Here is an 18,652-nt window from a genome sequence, read left to right as displayed (position 1 = left end):
CATGTTACGTTTAAGCCGTTCGCATGGATGCGATCCCATTTCAAGGCACACGTCGTGGCACGAGGCCCCTCGCCTTATTTTTCATTTTTCGGTTTTCGGGATAGAGGAAAGATGACTGCTCGCCATACTCGTAGTTTCAAACACAGCCGCCTGAGCGCGGCGCTGGTGACTGCCATGGTCGTGCCGGTCGCGTTCGGCGCCTTCGCGCAGGACAGCGCCGGGACCAAGGCGACCGACCTGGAGAAGGTCACCGTCACCGGTTCGCTGATTCCGCAGAGCGAGATCGAGACCGCCACGCCGGTCACCACGATCTCCGCCGAAGACATCAAGGCCCGCGGTTTCAACTCGGTGGCCGACGTGCTGCAGAAGAGCTCGTTCGCGACAGGCGGCGTGCAAGGCGGACAGAGCTCGGGCACCTTTACTCAGGGCGCGAGGACGGTCAGCCTGTTCGGCCTGCCGCCGGGCTACATCAAGTACCTGATCGACGGCCGTCCGATGTCGAACTACCCGGCGCTGTACAACGGCAGCGACACCTTCAACAACATCAGCGGCATTCCGATCGACCTGGTCGACCGCATCGAGATCCTGCCGGGCGGCCAGTCGTCGCTGTACGGCTCCGACGCAATCGCCGGCGTCATCAACGTCATCCTCAAGAAGAAGCTGGACAGCTCGGTGTTCAGCATCCGCGGCGGCGGCTACTCCGAAGGCGGCGGCAGCAACTTCCGCGCGACCTTCGCCGATGGCTGGACCTCCGCCGACGGCCGCACCTCCCTCCTCGGCGGCGTGCAGTACGAGGAGAAGGACGCGATCTGGGCCTACGACCGCGACCTGACCAAGCAGTACAACACCCAGGGTTACTCGCGCCAGCTGGTCGGCCGCGACTTCGTGGTGAGCAGCCGCACCACCAGCTACAAGTTCCTCGATCCAGCCAATTGCGCGAATGTCGCCGGGCTGTTCGGCGGCACGATGGCGCTGCAGAGCCGCCCCGGATTCGGCGACGGCCTCTACTGCGGCTCGAAGTACTCGCCAGGCTACCGGACGCTGGACTCCGATCAGAAGTCTCTCCAGGCCTATGTGCACGGCACGTTCGACCTCAACGACAACGTGCAGCTGTACGGCGACGCGCTGTACAGCCATGACCAGGTCAAGTACCACTCCGGTTCCGACTTCCTATATTGGGGCACCGCTGCGGACTTCGGCTACTACTACGATACCGGGCTGCGCCAGTTGGTGAACCTGCTGCGTTCGTTCGCGCCTGAGGAAATCGGCATCAACGGATTCGACGACACGATGAGCCGCGACAAGAGCGATTCGGTACGCGTGACCTTCGGCGCGCAAGGCACACTCGGCCAGTCGGACTGGGACTACGACGCCGGCGTCGCCTACACCCAGTACAAGCTGCAAGAACGCAGCTTCGTCCTCTTCGCAGATGCCGTCGACCAGTTCTTCATCAACAAGGTGCTCGGTCCGCAGCAAGGCGTGGTCTCCGGCTACCGCGCGTATTCGCCGAATTACGCCGCGTTCTATCAGCCGATCGCGCTCGAGGAATTCGCCAGCTTCACCGGCCACACGACCAACAAGAGCAAGACATCCGACGGCATGCTGCGCCTGCAGCTGACCAATGCCAAGTTGTTCAGCCTGCCCGGTGGCGACGCGGGCCTGGCGGTGGTCGGCGAATACGGCAAACAGAAGTGGAACTACGATCCGGCCGCTGAAATCCTCAACGGCGAAGTCTGGGGGCTGACCTCGGTGGCCGGCGGCGGCGATCGCGATCGCTACGCGTTGACCTCGGAACTGCGTCTGCCTGTGTTCAATCCGTTGACCATCACCCTTGCCGGCCGCTACGACGCGTTCAAGGCCAGCGGCCGCACCATCGACAAGCCGACCTACAGCATCGGCGTGGAATACCGTCCGATCCAATCGCTGCTGCTGCGCGGCAAGTACGGCACGGCGTTCCGCGCGCCGACGCTGTCCGACTTGTACCAGGGCCAGAGCGGTTACTACAACAGCGTCGTCGATTACTACCAGTGCGCGCAGCGCGGCTACCTGCCGGGCAATACCGACAACTGCCCGGCGCTGTACTCGAGCGCGCAATTCTCCGGCACCCAGTCGGGCAATCTGGACCTGAAGCCGATCAATGCGGACGTGTGGAGCGCCGGCTTCGTGTGGTCGCCGCTCGACCGCATGGCGCTGACCGTCGACTACCTCAACTGGGACATCAGCGACGAAGTCACGCAGCAGAGCGCAAACGGACTGAGCCTGCAGGATTACCGCTGCCGAGCGGGCATCGACGACATCAATTCCGCGCTGTGCAAGCAGGCCATGTCGCAGGTGGTCCGCGACGAATTCGACGAACTCGTCAGCATCTCCACGCCCAAGATCAACGTCTCCAACCAAAAGTTGGAAGCAGTCACCGCGTCGTTCCGCTACGGCTACGACTTGGGCCGCTGGGGCGACCTGAGCACGGTGGTCAGCTACAGCGAGAACCTGCGCCACAAGTATGTCCAGTACACCGGCGACCAACCGGTCGACCTGCTCAACGATCCGTACTGGAGCACCGACCCGAAGCGCAAGGCAGACGCCTCTGTGACCTGGGAGATCGGCGACTTCTCGACCACCTGGTACGCCAACTGGTTCGACAAGACTCCCAACTATGCGGCAACGCTGAGCGCGGCAGGCTACGACGCGCCGCGCGCCGGCAAGCTGCCGTCGCACATCACCCACAACGCCAGCGTCTCCTACTCGGCGTTCGAAGGCATGGAGCTGTCGCTGATGGTGAACAACGTGTTCAACAAGATGCCGCCCTTGGACGCCTCCTACCCGGGCAGCTCGGGCTCGCCGTACAACTCGTACAACTTCGACGTGTACGGCCGCGCGTATTACCTGGAAATGCGCTACTCGTTCGGCAAGTAACAACTCGCAAGCAGGAAAAGCCCACCCGCGCCGGTGGGCTTGTTTCTTTCATCGCTTCCTGAGCAGGTGCTGCGCGAGCCGCGGCGCCTGGCTCCAGCCGCGCTGATCGAGCGCCGCACGAGCCGGCACACGAGCGCCGTTGCGCCTGGCCACGACCACGCAGATCCGAAGCGCCCCGATGGCGCTGAACGGCACGGCCGACCAAGCCAGCGCCCGAGCGCTGCGCCAGGGCATTTTCGACGCTGATATTTGCAGCCAGCGGAGTGTTGCGGGAGCGACTCCGGGTGGCCTCGCGTGGATCGAAAGTGCTCTAGGCGCACGCAAACGCCTCCCGCAGCGCACCAAGCTGGCGCTCGAAGGCGCGGCGAAGCGGCCATCGGCCACCTTGAGGAGCGCCTTTCTACAGTCCCTACGCGTTCCCCGGGCCGGCAAGCCTCGCACTGTCGGCTACGCGGGGAGCGCATGGCGGACGGGCACTGCGCCGCGGCAGGGCTGCTCGTGGCCCTGTAACGTTACACCTTAAATGTTTCGGGTTCTTGCAAGAAAATGCCACTTTGATGTTACCTGCACCGCTCATTCATGCTACGGTCAAGAAACGTGACAGGGATTGCGCGTTCTTTGAGAACGTACCGGTTCAGGAGGAGCTGCGTACTCGACAGTACCTGGGGGAATTTCATGTCAGTCGAAGCATCGACTCCCAAGCGGAGTCTTCTGGTCGTTGCTGTATCCATGGTTCTTGCCCTGTCCTTCGGACAGGCGTTCGCGCAAAACGCGACGAGCGAAACGGAACAACTGACCGAGGCGACCGGCGCAAAGGCGCACACCCTGGACAAGGTCACGGTCACCGGTTCGCGCATCAAGCGCACCGAGGTCGAGGGTCCCTTGCCGGTCACCATCATTTCCGCCGGGCAGATCGAGCGCGAAGGCTTCAACACCGTCTTCGACGCGCTGAACACCTTGACCCAGGCCTCCGGCTCGACCCAGAACGAGCTGTTCCAGGGCGGCTTCACGCCCAACGCCAGCGTCATCAACCTGCGCGGCCTGGGTCCCGGGCGGACCCTGCTGCTGATCAACGGCCGCCGCGCCGCCGACTACCCGCTGCCGTACAACGCCCAGAGCAATTTCGCCAACTTCGGCAACATTCCCGCCGCGGCGGTGGATCGGATCGAGATCCTGGCCGGCGGCGCATCGGCCATCTACGGCTCCGATGCGGTGGCCGGCGTGATCAACGTGATCCTCAAAACCAACTACGAGGGCGACCTGGTCAAGCTGCGCGGCAGCACGCTGACCCGCGGCGGCGGCGACACCGGCGACTTCCAGTGGATCGGCGGCAAGACCGGCGACCGCTGGAGCCTGACCTACGCCTTTGAATACACCGCCGGCGAGCCGCTGTTCGCCTACCAGCGCGACTTCATGGATTCCTCGCTGGACAACCCGCTGCCGCCGGCGTTCGTCGGCATCCAGCCGGCCGGCACCATGCGGGTACGGCGCCGCACCGGTTCCAGCGCCAATTCCTACTTCGCGCCTCCCGCCGGCGCCTGCGAGCAGCTGGGCGAGGAGTGGGTGCGCTGGAACTATCGCACCGCCAGCAGCACCGGCGCCATCACCAATCTCGGCCAGGCCTGCGGCACCTTCAAGGACCCGGGCTACCAGACCATCCGCAACCAGAACAACGACCTGTCCGGTTACGCCTACGGCACCTTCGACTTCGAAGGCGGCACCCAGGGCTGGGCCAGCCTGCAGGCCTGGTCCTCCGAAGCCAAGTACACCTCCGGCACCCAGTTCTGGAACGGCCGCAGCGGCGGCGCGCTATGGTTCGACCCCGGCTTCAACGCACTGGTCGACGCGCTGCGTATCTTCACCCCGCAGGAAGCCGGCGGCGTCGAGCGCCTGATGGCCAGGAACAAGGAGAAGTCCTACGACTTCGCCGCCGGCCTGCGCGGCAAATGGGCCGACCGCTTCGATTGGGACCTGACCCTGTCGCGCGCCGAGTACGAAGTGAAGGTCAAGTACCCGCGGCTGACGGCCTCGGCGATCAACGACTACTTCCTCGGACCGCAGCTGGGCACCCGCGTGGTCGGCGGCGTCAGCTATCCGGTGTACCGCCTGAACCAGCAGCGCTACTACACCGCGCTGACCCCCGAGCAGTTCTCGGCGCTGAGCACCTCGGTCGACACCGACGCCAACTCGCACGTCAACCAGGGCAGTTTCGTCGTCTCCGGCGACCTGTTCGAGTTGCCGGCCGGCGCGCTGGGCTTCGCCGCGATCCTGGAAGCCTCGCAACAGGAGTACAAGCTCAACGCCGATCCGCGCATCCTGCCCGACTACACCGGCGCCGATCGCCCGTACAACTTCACCGGCACCGGCGGCGGCGGCAAACGCGACCGCTATGCGCTGGGCCTGGAAATGTCGATCCCGATCCTGAGCACGCTCAAGGCGCACCTGGCCGGCCGGCTGGACAAATACGACGACATCACCGCCGTGGACGACGCCAAGACGTGGAACGCCGGGCTGGAATGGCGGCCGCTGGACAACCTGCTGTTGCGTGGCTCCTACTCCACCAGCTTCCGCGCGCCGGACCTGCACTACGTGTTCGCCGATCGCAGCGGTTCGTTCAGCGGCATCTTCGACACCCGTCGCTGCCTGGAAAGCGGCCGCAGCGCCGCGCAGTGTCCGGCCTCGGACAGCACGGTCAACTACAGCGCGTTCGGCGTGCGCCAGGGCACCACCGCGCTGAGCGAGGAGACCGGCAAGTCGTGGACCGCCGGCGTGGTCTGGGACGTGATGGAGGGCCTGTCGCTCACCGCCGACTACTACGACATCCGCCTGGAGAACGTGGTCGCCGACATCAGTTCCAGCTACATCCTCGACGGCGAAGCCGGCTGCACAACCGGGCTGACCCGCAACCGCAATCCGTTCACGCTGGGCGCGCCGGGTTCGGCGTTCTGCAACGACATGCTGTCGCGGGTGAGCCGCCTGAGCGCGCCGGGCACGCCGAACGATGGCCAGATCACCGAGATCCGCCGCGGCCCGATCAACCGCGCGTTCCTCGGTACCAAGGGCATCGACGCGTCGTTGGACTACCGCCTGGACACCGATCGCCTGGGCAACTTCCGCTTCCAGGTCGGCTACTCGCACACGCTGGAGCAGATGTCGAGCGAGTTCAAGGGCGATCCGATTCTCGACTACCGCGACAACCTGACCAACTTCGACTTCCGCAGCCGCATCCGCACCACCGCGACCTGGGAGAAGAACGACTGGCAGGCGGCGCTGTTCATGCTCCGCTACGGCAGCCTGCCGAACTGGCAGGAAACCGGCCGCATCGCACCGTACTTGGTGTGGAACGCGAACGTGGGCAAGAAGCTGACCGACAAGCTGATGGTCAACTTCTACGTCAACAACGTGTTCGACAAGACCCATCCGAAGGACAGCGGCTACAACACCTACCCGTACTTCTGGCGCGCCTACAGCCCGTACGGCCGCGAAGTGGCGGCGGAGTTCCAGTACCGCTTCCGCTGAGCGGCGACGCTCCAGGCAGGCAGGCGCCCGGCGATCCGGGCGCTTGCCGGGTGCACCATCGCAAAGGATCTGTTTCATGAAGCGACTTCTCGGCATCTGTGCACTGGGCATGGCCCTGCATGGCGGCGTGGCGGCAGCCGTCCCCGCTCCGCCCCTATCCGATTTCGTCAAACGCCCCACCTACAGCGCGGCCAAGATCTCCCCCGACGGCGAGTACCTGGCGCTGACCGTGGACCGCGGCGAGCAGGACGTGCTCACCGTGCTCGGCACCCGCGACCTCAAGCCGATCAAGGTCAGCGTGCTGCCCGACAACAAGAGCGTCGGCGCATTCTATTGGGCCGGCCCCCATCGCCTGCTGTTCACCGCGGTCAAGAAGGTCGGTTCGTTCGAACGGCCGTTGGGCACCGGCGAATGGTTCGCGGTCAACGCCGACGGCACGCAACCGCGCACCTTGATCGAGTACGGCACCCAGAGCGTCACCCAGCGCGGCAAGAGCGTGGGCCGCGAAGCGTTTTCGCTGCTGGACACACTGCGCGACGACGACCTCAACGTGATCATGCAGGTGCGCTATCCGCGCTCGTCCGAGGGCGCCGGCACCGAAGTGGTGATGATCGACACGCTCAGCGGACGGCGCAAATCGCTGGGCCGCGCGCCCAAGGAGAACTGCGCGATCGCGCTGGGCGCCGACAAGCTGCCCGCGTTCGCCTCGTGCCAGAGCGACAAGGACGAAAGCACCGGCTTCGACAGCCACAGCGAGGCCTACGCGCTGAAGAACGGCAAGTGGGAACTGATCAATTCCAGCAAGGCCGACGGTGCGCGCCTGGACATCGCCTGGTCGGCCGCCGACGGCAGGATCTACGCCACCCGCGACGACGGCAAGGCGCCGGGCGCGTTCGGCACCCTGGACCCGCACAGCGGCCGCTTCACCGCGCTGTTCCAGGACCAGGTCAGCGAGGTCGCACGCACCATCAACGCCACCGACGGGTCCGACGTCGCGCTGGCGGCGGTGACCGAGGCCGGCGCGCCGCAGGTCACCCTGCTCGACCAGGATCATCCCGACGCGGCGCTGTACACTCGCCTGGCTGCGGCGTTCCCGGGCCAGTACGTGGACTTCGCCAGCGCCACCCGCAACGGCGACCGCATCCTGGTCAGCGTGCGCAGCGACCAGAATCCCGGCGAGCTGTATCTCTACGAACGCGCCAGCGGCAAGGCGCGGTTCCTGATGAAGAGCCGGCCGTGGATCGACACCGCCAAGATGGCCACGATCAAGCCGATCCGCTTCACCGCGCGCGACGGCCTGGTCATTCACGGCTACCTGACCGTCCCCGCCGGCGCGCAGGCCAGGCGGCTGCCGCTGATCGTCAACGTACACGGCGGGCCGATGGGGCCGCGCGACAGCTGGGGCTTCAATCCCGAAGCGCAGATGTTCGCCAGCCATGGCTACGCCACCTTGCAGATCAATTACCGCGGCTCCGGCGGCTTCGGCAAGGCGTTCCAGGACCGCGCCTACGGGCAGTGGGACGGCGGCATCATCAACGACATCGTCGACGGGACCCAGTACGCGATCCGGCAGGGACTGGCCGACGCGTCGCGGATCTGCATCTACGGCGGCAGCTTCGGCGGCTATGCGTCGATGATGGCGCCGGTGCGCGCGCCCGGTCTGTTCCGCTGCGCGTTCGGCTATGTCGGCATGTACGACGCCAAGATCCAGCTGCGGCTCAGCGACACCAGCAAGCACGAGAGCGGCAAGCGCTACCTGCTGCGCGCGTTCGGCAGCAGCGCGGCCGAGCAGGAACGGATGTCGCCGATCAATCACGTCGCTGCGCTGACGCTGCCGATCTATCTCGCCGCCGGCGCGCGCGACGACCGCTGCCCGCCCGAGCACACCGAAGCGCTGGCCAGGGCGCTGCAGGCCGCCGGCCATCCGCCCGCGGGTGTGATCGTGCAATCCGGCGAGGGCCACGGTTTCTACAAGGAAGAGAACAACCTCAACCTGTACGGCAAGATGCTGGCGTTCTTCGATGCCCATCTGCTCGGCGCCGCGGCGCCGGCGCCGGCCGCAGCAACGCAAGCGGTTGTCGACGCGCCCTGAGTCGAGGCGCCCCCGGCGGCAAGCCGTCGCCGCTCGAAACATGTTCCGCGTTCCCGTTGCCCTGGCGCTGCCAGGGCTTTTTTTTGATGGCGTCGGATGCGCACTCAACGCCCCAGCAGCGCCATCGCCGCATTGTGCCCGGGCGCGCCGGTCACGCCGCCGCCCGGGTGGGTGCCGGAGCCGCACAGGTACAGTCCTGGGATGGCGCCACGGTAGGCGGCCTGGCCGAGCATCGGCCGCGCACTGAACAGTTGGTTGAGGCTCAGCGCACCGTGGAAGATGTCGCCGCCGACCAGGCCGAAGCTGCGCTCCAGGTCCAGCGGGGTCAGCGCCTGCCGGCCCAGCACCGAGGCGGCGAAGCCCGGCGCGTAGCGTTCGACGGTGGCGATCATCAACTCGGCAACCTCGTCGCGATGCGCGTCCCAGCTGCGCCCGTCCGGTAGCTGCGGCGCCACGTGCTGGCAGAACAGACTGGCCACGTGCCGCCCCGGCAGCGCCAGCGAAGCGTCCAGGGTGCTCGGGATCAGCAATTCGACGATCGGCGCGCGCGACCAGCCATGCTCGCGTGCGTCGCGGTAGGCGCGGTCCATGTAGTCCAGGCTCGGCGCCAGGATGATGCCGGCGGTGAGGTGGTCTCCCGGTCCCGGCAGCGCGCGGAACTCGGGCAATCGCGACAGCGCCACGTTCATCCGGAACGTGCCCGAGCCGCAGCGCCACTGGGCCATGCGCTCGCGGACGGCGGCGGGTACATGCGCCGGGTCGAGCAGGCGCTCGTACAGCAGCTTGGGATTGACGTTGGCGACGATGCGGCGCGCGTGCAGGCGCTCGCCGTGTTCGGTGACCACGCCGACCGCGCGTCCGTCCTCGACCAGGATCTCGCGCACGCCGGTGCCGGTGCGGATCTGCGCGCCGGCGGCGCGCGCCGCCGCGGCCATCGCCTGGGTGATCGCGCCCATGCCGCCGAGCGCATGGCCCCAGGCGCCCTTGACCCCGTTGCACTGCCCGAACACGTGGTGCAGCAGCACATAGGCCGAGCCAGGCGTGTACGGGCTGGCGTAGTTGCCGACGATGCCGTCGAAGCCGAACAAGGCCTTGACCGGGTCGCTCTCGAACCAGCGCTCCAGGTACTCGGCGGCGGAGATGGTGAACAGATCCAGCAGTTCCTGGCGCAGGCCGGGATCGAGCGCATGCAGGCGGCGGCCGAGGCGGCCGGCGCGCAGCAGTTCCGGCAACGCCTGCGCCCAACCGCCATCGGTGACGTTCGGCGGCGGCTGCAGCGCCAGTGCGCGCAGCACGTCGGCCATGCGTTCCAGCCGCGCCTCGTAGGCGGGCAGGCGCGCGGCGTCGCGTGCGGAGAACTTGGCCACCTGCGCCTGGGTGAGCCCGGCTCCGGCCAGCAGGTAGCGCTCGTCCGGCAGCGGCACGAAGTTGTTGCAGCGGCGCGGCACGATGCGCAGGCCGTGCGCGGCCAGGCCGAGGTCGGCGATCACCTTCGGCTGCAGCAACGACACCGTGTACGCGGCCACCGAATTGCGGAAACCGGGATGGAACTGCTCGGTGACCGCGGCGCCACCGACCACCCCGCGCCGCTCCAGCAGCGTCACCTTCCAGCCGGCCCGCGCCAGGTAGGCGGCACAGACCAGGCCGTTGTGGCCGGCGCCGACGATCAGGGCATCGCAGGGCGATTGGCGGGTCATGGCCGGCATCATAGGCCAGTCCCGCGCCGTGGCCCGCGCCGGTCCGGCGCAGGAATCCGCAGCGCTGGACGGCACGCGCGGCGGGGTGGTGCCGGCGCGCTCGCGGCCGACCGCCGCGCCCGGCCCATGACCTTCGACACCCCTGAAACCCCGGGCGGCGGCGTACAGTCTCGCCACGGCCCGTCGGGCCATTCCGTATCCACGCTGGCTTGGAGTTTCCTTGTGACCTTTCGCAATCCCCAGATGCTGATGTTGACCCTGGCCGTGAGCGCCGCGCTGAGCGGCTGTGGCAAACAAGAGCCGGCCGCGCCGGCCGCGGACGCCGCCAAGACCGAGGCCGCCGCGCCGGCCCCTGCCGCGGCGCCGGCCGACCTGAAGCTCGACGCCAGCAAGCTGCCGGCGTACAGCGCGTTCAGCACCAACGACCTGGACCCGGGCAAGAACGCCTGCGACGATTTCGCCGGCTACGTCAACGGCAAGTGGCTGGCCGCCAACGAGATTCCCAACGACCGCAGCAGCTGGGGCGCGTTCTCGATCCTGGACGAGCGCTCGGTGGCCGCGCAGCACCAGTTGGCCGAGCAGGCTGCTGCCGCCAACGCGCAGGGCGTAGAGAAGATCGTCGGCGATTTCTGGGCCTCGGGCATGGACGAAGCCAAGGTCAACGCGCAGGGCATCGCGCCGCTGCAGGCCGACCTGACCGCGATCGACGGCCTCAAGGACGGCCCGGCGGTGGCCGAGTACCTGCGCCAGAGCGCGGCCAAGGGCGAGAACGGCCTGTTCGGCTTCCGCGCCGAAGCCGACTTCAAGAACTCGTCGATGAACATGGCCTACGCGATGCAGGCCGGCCTGGGCCTGCCCGACCGCGGCTACTACTTCGATGCCGACAAGAAGGAAAAGCTGGCCGCCTACCAGGCGCACGTGGCCAAGGTGCTGGAACTGTCCGGCGTGGCGGCGGCCGACGCGGCCAAGCAGGCCAAGGACGTGGTGGCGCTGGAAACGCGGCTGGCCAAGGTCTCCAAGTCCAGCGAGCAGCTGTCGCGCGACGTCGAACTGTCCTACAACCCGATCGCCCCGGCCGCGGCCGACAAGCTGACCCCGAACTTCCCCTGGACCACGTTCTTCGAATCGCAGGGCGTGGCGGTGCCGGAGACGTTCTCGCTGGCGATTCCGGCGTTCCACCAGGAAGTGAGCAAGGCGCTGGGCGACACCGACGCGTCGGTGTGGCGCGCCTACCTGCGCTTCCACACCGTCGACAGCGCCTCGCCGTACCTGAGCGATGCGTTCGCGCAGGAAAACTTCGCGTTCTACGGCAAGGAACTCAACGGCCAGGCCGAGATGAAGCCGCGCTGGAAGCGCGTGCTGGGCAGCATCGAGGACGGCGCCGGCGAGGCGATGGGCCAGCTGTACGTCAAGGTCGCCTTCTCCCCCGATGCCAAGGCCAAGATGCAGCAGTTGGTCGAGAACCTGCGCCAGGCGCTGAAGGCGCGCATCGAGAAGCTCACCTGGATGAGCGAGGAGACCAAGGCCAAGGCCCTGGACAAGTGGAAGACCTTCACCCCGAAGATCGGCTACCCGGACAAGTGGCGCGACTACACCGGCCTGAGCACCCAGCGCGACAATTACCTGGACAACGTGCGCGCCGCCACCGCGTTCAACTACAAGTACAACCTGAGCAAGATCGGCAAGCCGGTGGACAAGACCGAGTGGGGCATGACCCCGCAGACGGTCAACGCCTACTACAACCCGCTGCAGAACGAGATCGTGTTCCCCGCGGCCATCCTGCAGCCGCCGTTCTTCGATCCCGACGCCGACGACGCGTTCAACTACGGCGGCATCGGCGCGGTGATCGGCCACGAGATGACCCACGGCTACGACGACCAGGGCGCGCGCTTCGGGCCGACCGGCAACTTCGAGAACTGGTGGACCCCGGCCGACGCCAAGAAGTTCGCCGCGCTCACCGGCAAGCTGGTCAAGCAGTTCGACGAATACAAGGTGGATGGCAAGCCGGTCAACGGCAAGCTGACCCTGGGCGAGAACATCGCCGACCTGGGCGGCCTCACCACCGCCTACGACGCGATGAAGAAGGCCACCGAGGGCAAGGACGACCCGAAGGTGGGCGGCATGACCCGCGACCAGAACTTCTTCCTCAACTGGGCCACCGGGTGGCGCACCAAGTACACCCCGCAGAACGCCATGGTGCGCCTGGCCACCGATCCGCACGCGCCGGCGCAGTTCCGCGCGATTGGCGCGCCGTCGAACCTGCCGGCCTTCGCCGCCGCGTTCCAGTGCAAGGCCGACTCGCCGATGGTGCGTGCCGGCGACCGGCAGGTCGTGATCTGGTAAGCGCAGCGCTCCACTGCGCGGGAACAGGCCCGGCATGTCCGGGCCTTTTCTTTGCGCGCTGCGCATGCGCGCCGGACGCAGCGTCTCCCGGGAGCGGCGATCGCCGCGGCGGCGGACGCCGGCCGGAACGGCACCGCGACGATGCCGCGCGACAGCCAGGCGCGCGCATGCGCATCCGTCTGAACCGGTTAGCGAGCGCGACGCATCGGCATGGACACAGCTGCGGGCCACGGCTTGTTAAACTCCGCCGACTTCAATCCTGACCGGATTCGCTCCCGATGCCCAATGCCCGTCCGCTTGCCCTCGCTGTCGCCCTCGGCCTGATCGCCCTCGCCTCCACCGCCGATGCGGCGCCCAAGAAGAAGCGCACCGCGACCAAGGCGCCCGTGGTCAGCGCCGCCTGCACCGATTTCTACGATTACGCCAATGCCGATTGGCTGAAGAGCAATCCGCTGCCGCAGACCGGCGCGGTCACCGCCCTGAGCCAGTTGTCGGTGCGCGCGCAGCAACAGCAGCGCGACCTGCTCGACGCGTCGATGCAGGCGCCGCAGAACGCGGTGCAGAAGGCACTGGGCGACTTCTGGGCCAGCGGCCTGGACGAAGCGGCGGTGGAGAAGGATGGTTCCAATCCGATCGCGCCGCTGCTCGGCCGCATCGACGCGATCAAGAAGGCCAAGGACGTGCCCGCCTCGATCGCCGCGCTGCACCAGATCGGCATCCCGGTGGCGTTCAACTTCGGCGCCGACGTCGACCTCAAGGCCCTGGACCGGCACATCGGCTACTTCATGCAAGGCGGCATGGGCCTGCCCGACCCGGCCTTCTACACCCGCACCGACGCCGACACCGTGGCGCTGATGGGCCGCTACCGCGCCTACGTCAAGCAGATCCTGACCCTGACCGGCAGCCCGGCGTCCAGCCTCGAGGCCGACGCCCAGTCGGTGCTGCAGATCGAGACCGCGCTGGCGCGCAGCGCCAAGTCGCTGGCCGGCATCAACAACCCGTTCAACAACTATGCGCCGATCTCCACCAAGGATCTGAACAAGCAGTACCGCAACCTGCAGTTGGATGCGTTCCTGAAGGCGCAGGGCGTCAACGACGACCTGGTGTCGCTGGCCGACCCGGAGATGTTCAAGCAGCTCGACGGCATGATCGCCAGCATCAAACCCGGGCAGTGGAAGGCCTACCTGCGCTGGCGCGTCGGCGACGCGATGGCGCCGTACCTATCCAAGAGCTTCCGCGACGCCAGCTTCGCGTTCCGCGGCCGCGTGCTGGAAGGCCAGACCCTGCCCGCGCCGCGCTGGGCGCAGGTGCTGGACGCGATCAACGTCGCCGCCGGCCCGATGCTGGGCCGCGAATACGTCGACCGCTACCTCGGCGCCGACACCCGCCGTCAGGCCGAAACCGTCGCCGGCCAGCTGCGCGACACCCAGATCGCCGCGCTCAAGCGCAACACCTGGCTGAGCGAGCAGGCGCGCGCCGAGGCGCAGGCCAAGCTGGCCGCGCTGAAGATCGAAGTCGGTGCGCCGCGCCGCGACCTGGACTACAGCGTGCAACCGATGGGCCGCGGCAGCTTCGGCGGCAACATGCTGATCGCCTCCACCTGGCGCCACCGCGAAGAGATGAAGCGCATCGGCAAGGGCAACGCCGACCGCCGCTGGGACGTGCTGCCACAGCAACCGGCGCTGACCTACGACATCGCCCAGAACCGCCTGATCGTCACCGCCGCGGTGCTGCAGCCGCCGGTGTTCGTCGCCGGCGGCGATGCCGCCGCACTGTACGGCGGCTACGGCGCGCTGGTCGCGCACGAACTGACCGGTGCGATCGACAGCAAGGGCAGCCTGGTCGACGCCAAGGGCGAACTGCGCGGCTGGTGGACCCCGGAAGACAAGAGCGCGTGGACTGCATTGAGCGCGCGCGCCGCGGCGCAGTACGGCGCCTACGACTTCCCCGGCGTCAAAGGCGCCAAGGTCAACGGCCAGTTGACCCAGGAAGAGGACCTGACCGACATCGGCAGCGTCGAACTGGCCTGGCAGGCCTACGCCGCGGCCCAGCCGGCCGCCGCCGATGCTGGCAAGCAGGCGTTCTACAAGGCCTGGGCCAGCCTGTGGGCCCAGCAGCTGTCGCCCAACGAAGCGGTGCAGCGCGTCACCGCCGACGTGCACGCGCCGGGCCGCTGGCGCGCCAACGGCCCGCTGGCCAACCTGCCCGCCTTCGCCGCCACCTTCACCTGCAAGGCTGGCCAGCCGATGGTGCGCAGCGACGCCGAGCAGATCCGCGTCTGGCCGTGATGGCGGCTGCTTATAGAGTAGAGAGTGGAGGTAGATTAGAGAGTGCATGCACGACGGCGCGGGCAACCGCGCCGTCGTCGCGTGTGGCGCCAGCGATCCGCGACATACCGCAACGACCGCAAGCACGGTTCTGAAGCGTCAAGATCCCCATGGGCATCGCCTCGCCCACCATCAGGCGACGGTCCGCCCTGCGACAACCCTTGATTGTGGACTTCCGAAAAACCGGTATACGATTCCCGCCGACAGGCATAGCGCCGGCCAGGGAGCGCCATGAACCACATTCGCGCCGCGTCGCTTCCGATTTTCTTCGCCATCGCACTGTGCGCCTGCGGCGGCACCGGGAACGACATGCATTCCAAGAATTCGCAGCAACTCACGAAAGATGGCGATCCGGTCTACCGGAAGAGCCCGCATCCCACCCAGGCGTACCGGATCACGATGACCATCGAGGACGCGCCGGGGCCGTTTGGGCATATATCGGGCACCGCGTTCTATGAAATGACGAACCACAGAGACTGCACTCCCATCGAACCCATTGCGGGCGTATGGAGCAAATCAAGCGAAGGCGGCATCCCGATCCATTTCCAAAAGATCAACGAGGTCACTTATGTAGCAACGATTTATGCTGATGGCATGGTGGATGCAGACTACTATGGCAAGGGCATCTGCCTGTTTGAGCTAAACGGGGCTGGAATTACACTGAGGGCCACCGGCAAGCATGAAGAGACGAGATTTCAACCATCGCTATTCAAAAAAGAAATTTATAGCTCCACACTTAAAACCACTTATTTTTGGAAGGGCGGATACCCCAGAAGCGACGTGGGAAATTATCCTGATACAGGTGAAGATGACTTGAACAAGTATGCCGAGCAAAATCGGAGCAACTTATTTCAAATAACATTGAAAACTGAAAAGGTGAATCCATGAGCCTGACCAGCCAGCAATACGCAGTACTTACGAACGATGCATATAAAAAACCGCGCGACACAGGAGAAGACAGTAAACCGGTTGACATCGGCGGAGCCTCCTACAAGCGCCTCGAATACGTGAACCGCCCTTCCGGCTACCAAGGCATCCTCTACCAGCGCGTGGATACCCGAGAACTCATCGTCATCCACCGCGGCACCGAGTTCGATCGCCAGCCGCTGCGCGACGGCGTGTACGCCGATGGCGGCATGGTCGCGACTCGCCACAATGCACAGGCCGCGGACGCCATTGCGTTCACCCAACACGCGCTGGAGTACGCAAAGCAGCAGCACATCAAGACCGGCCAGCCCACCCCCCGACGTCACCGTCGCCGGCCACTCCCTCGGCGGCGACCTGACCCAGGTCGCCGCGCACCATTTCGGCCTGAAAGGCGAGACCTTCAATGCCTACGGCGCGGTCAGCCTGGACCGGCGCATTCCAGAGGGCGGCCACGACGTCGTCAACCACGTGATGGCCGGCGATCCGGTCAGCGCCGCCAGCAAGCACTACGGCCAGGTGCGGGTCTATGCGACTCCGCAGGAGATCGCCACGCTGTAGCAGGCCGGGTACGACAACCGCAAGCGGAGTGGACGCGCGCAACCCGCCCGGTACCGCTGGAGGCTTGGCGATGAAACCCAGCCGGGGCAATGTTTCGTTCCTCGCGCGGCATGTGGTAGACGAATCGCGCAGTGACCGGTCCTGGACTTGCCCGTGTGGCAAAGGAGGAGTAGGTTTGGAATCCCTGAACTCAACCACTCCGTTCCGGGCGGCACGCAAGCTGGGTCCATCCAACTCGTAAACGATGCACTGAAGTTCTCGTCTTTGGAGAGCATCTAGACCAGGGAGTGTCATGCAACCGCTTCGGACCGCCTCGTTTCTGATCCTACTCGCCCTCTCACTGTGCGCCTGCGGCGGCACCGGGAACCACATGCACTCCAAGAATGGCCAGGACGTCGATGCCGATGGCGACCCGATCTATCGGAAGAACCCGCACCCCACGCAGGCGTACCGGATCACAATGACCATCGAGGACGCGCCGGGGCCATTTGGACATGTGGAAGCGGCAGCGTTCTATCAGATGACCAATCATCAGCAATGCACGCCCGTTGAGCCGATCGCGGGTGTCTGGCCAAAGCAGAAAGAAGATAGTATTCCTGCCGTCCTCCAGAAGATGGATGCGACAACCTATGTTGCCACAATCTATGCAGATGGCATGGTCGATGCCGACTACTATGAAAAGGGTATTTGTCAATGGGAGCTAATGGGCGTCGGCCTTTCACTAAAGGCAACTGGGAAAAAGGAAGAAACAAACTTTTCACCAAGTCTGGACAAAAAAGAAGTTCTTGGCTCAATGACAAAAACCACTTTCTTTTGGGATGGAGGTTATCCTCGCGACGAGATGGAGAATTTTCCTGATCTTGGTAACACGGATCCAAGTAAATTCAAAGAAGAACTACGCAATCAGCTTTTCAAAATCAGTTTATCTTCCAAGAAGGAAGCGCCATGAGCCTAACTTCACAACAATATGCCGACCTCGTTAATGATGGATACTTCAAACCCGACAAAACCGGACTAAACAGTCCCGCTGTCAATATTGGCAATGCACCTTACCAACGCATCGAATATATGGATCGCCCATCCGGCTACCAAGGCATCATCTACCGGAGGATGGATACGCAAGAATTCATTGTGGTCCACCGCGGCACCGAATTCGATCGCCAGCCAATGCGCGACGGTATCTACGCCGATGGCGGTATGGTCGCCACCCGCCATAACGCGCAGGCAATCGATGCCATAGAGCTGACCCGGCATGCCATTGAGATGGCAGAACGGGAAGCTAAACGCTCCGGATACAAACCCGACGTCACCGTCGCCGGCCACTCCCTCGGCGGCGACCTGACCCAGGTCGCCGCGCACCATTTCGGCCTGAAGGGCCAGACCTTCAATGCCTACGGCGCGGTCAGCCTGGACCGGCGCATTCCAGAGGGCGGCCACGACGTCGTCAACCACGTGATGGCCGGCGATCCGGTCAGCGCCGCCAGCAAGCACTACGGCCAGGTGCGGGTCTATGCGACCCCGCAGGAGATCGCCAGGCTGAGCAAATCGGGTTATGAAAACACCCACGACTCCCTGGACGCGCGCAACCCGCTGAGCGCCGCCAAAGGCCTGGTGATGGACTCGCACCGGATGCACAACTTCCTGCCTGTCGATGGCGATGGCCAACCGGACCGCTCGGTGCTTGAAGATCCAGCCGCGCGGCAGCTTGCGCAGCAGTACGCGCCGATGATCGACAAGTACCGCAACGACGTGGAGACCATGCGCAGCGGGCTGACCCTCGGGGCACGCGGCTGGCGGGGCCTGGTCGTCGACGGCATCGACACACTGCGTGGCCCAGAAGCGCCGGGCGCCGGCCGCCGCGCAATGGACGCGCCCGGTTGGTCCGAGCAGATGCGGCAACTGCACGAGCGCCGCGAACGCGACCATGCCCCGCATGGCTGGCAGGCGCCGTTGAGAGTGCCCGGCAGCGACAGCGGCACGCAGGTGCGCGAGAACTCCACGCATGCCGCGCTGCAGAATGACCCCGGCGCCTTCCTCGACCGCATGCTGGCCGCCTCGCAGAACGGCGACCGCGACCTGTTCCGGCAGATGACCCAGGAATTGGCGAACGCCGAACCCGGCCGCGCATTGCGCAACGAGGCCATCGAGACGGTGAACCAGCAGGAACAGCAGGCGGCGCAGCAAGCGATGCAGGCACAACGGCAACAGATGGAGATGCAGCAGCAGGAAACGATGCGCATGGGCGCACGCAGCCTGTAATCGTCGACACAGCAGAC

10 protein-coding genes and 1 pseudogene are annotated in these 18,652 nt (G+C 65.8%); 9 read left to right on the top strand and 2 right to left on the bottom strand.

Going from position 1 to position 18,652, the window contains the following annotated elements; genetic code table 11:
- Window positions 1-174: 174 nt before the first annotated feature.
- The 3 genes from G4Q83_RS01880 to G4Q83_RS01870 all read left to right on the top strand — a co-directional run bounded on the left by G4Q83_RS01880 (window position 175) and on the right by G4Q83_RS01870 (window position 8,524).
- Window positions 175-2,913, top strand: coding sequence for a TonB-dependent receptor plug domain-containing protein (locus G4Q83_RS01880; RefSeq protein ID WP_128418854.1), 2,739 nt, complete (start codon window positions 175-177; stop codon window positions 2,911-2,913).
- 729 nt (window positions 2,914-3,642) lie between these two features.
- On the top strand, window positions 3,643-6,432 hold the full coding sequence (locus G4Q83_RS01875; protein WP_246432244.1) for a TonB-dependent receptor plug domain-containing protein: 2,790 nt from the start codon (window positions 3,643-3,645) through the stop codon (window positions 6,430-6,432).
- Window positions 6,433-6,508: 76 nt separating this feature from the next.
- A complete protein-coding gene (locus tag G4Q83_RS01870) occupies window positions 6,509-8,524 on the top strand; it encodes an alpha/beta hydrolase family protein (RefSeq protein ID WP_128418853.1) in 2,016 nt (671 codons plus the stop codon).
- Between the two features lie 104 nt (window positions 8,525-8,628).
- Here the strand turns inward: G4Q83_RS01870 and G4Q83_RS01865 are convergent, their stop codons facing one another.
- Window positions 8,629-10,221 (bottom strand): phytoene desaturase family protein, encoded by a 1,593-nt coding sequence (locus G4Q83_RS01865; RefSeq protein WP_128418852.1) that lies wholly within the window; start codon window positions 10,219-10,221, stop codon window positions 8,629-8,631.
- Between the two features lie 243 nt (window positions 10,222-10,464).
- Here G4Q83_RS01865 and G4Q83_RS01860 point away from each other — a divergent pair, with 243 nt between their 5' ends.
- From G4Q83_RS01860 to G4Q83_RS01850, 3 genes are all read left to right on the top strand, one after another.
- Window positions 10,465-12,564 carry a M13 family metallopeptidase gene (locus tag G4Q83_RS01860; protein ID WP_185817323.1) on the top strand — a complete coding sequence of 700 codons (2,100 nt, stop codon included), beginning with the start codon at window positions 10,465-10,467 and terminating at the stop codon, window positions 12,562-12,564.
- A gap of 278 nt (window positions 12,565-12,842) precedes the next feature.
- Window positions 12,843-14,852, top strand: coding sequence for a M13 family metallopeptidase (locus tag G4Q83_RS01855; RefSeq protein WP_128418850.1), 2,010 nt, complete (start codon window positions 12,843-12,845; stop codon window positions 14,850-14,852).
- 348 nt (window positions 14,853-15,200) lie between these two features.
- On the top strand, window positions 15,201-15,779 hold the full coding sequence (locus G4Q83_RS01850) for a hypothetical protein (protein WP_128418893.1): 579 nt from the start codon (window positions 15,201-15,203) through the stop codon (window positions 15,777-15,779).
- Here G4Q83_RS01850 and G4Q83_RS22850 read toward each other — a convergent pair.
- A complete protein-coding gene (locus tag G4Q83_RS22850) occupies window positions 15,743-16,084 on the bottom strand; it encodes a hypothetical protein (RefSeq protein ID WP_246432425.1) in 342 nt (113 codons plus the stop codon). The two genes, G4Q83_RS01850 and G4Q83_RS22850, sit on opposite strands and share 37 nt — an antisense overlap.
- Between G4Q83_RS22850 and G4Q83_RS01845 the strand changes: the two are divergent.
- From G4Q83_RS01845 to G4Q83_RS01835, 3 genes and pseudogenes are all read left to right on the top strand, one after another.
- Window positions 15,965-16,373: pseudogene (locus G4Q83_RS01845) on the top strand (DUF6792 domain-containing protein); the annotation flags it as partial. The gene G4Q83_RS22850 and the pseudogene G4Q83_RS01845 overlap by 120 nt on opposite strands.
- A gap of 373 nt (window positions 16,374-16,746) precedes the next feature.
- The gene (locus G4Q83_RS01840; protein WP_128418892.1) at window positions 16,747-17,325 is read left to right on the top strand and encodes a hypothetical protein; all 579 of its coding nucleotides are present in this window, start codon (window positions 16,747-16,749) and stop codon (window positions 17,323-17,325) included.
- Window positions 17,322-18,635 (top strand): Tle-like phospholipase domain-containing protein, encoded by a 1,314-nt coding sequence (locus tag G4Q83_RS01835; protein WP_128418849.1) that lies wholly within the window; start codon window positions 17,322-17,324, stop codon window positions 18,633-18,635. The genes G4Q83_RS01840 and G4Q83_RS01835 overlap by 4 nt, the downstream gene beginning before the upstream one ends.
- Window positions 18,636-18,652: the final 17 nt, after the last annotated feature.

Source organism: Xanthomonas theicola (genome assembly GCF_014236795.1).
Classification (GTDB): Bacteria; Pseudomonadota; Gammaproteobacteria; order Xanthomonadales; family Xanthomonadaceae; genus Xanthomonas_A; species Xanthomonas_A theicola.
The sequence above is the reverse complement of the archived record's forward strand: the minus strand, read 5'-3'. Positions and strand labels throughout refer to the sequence as shown.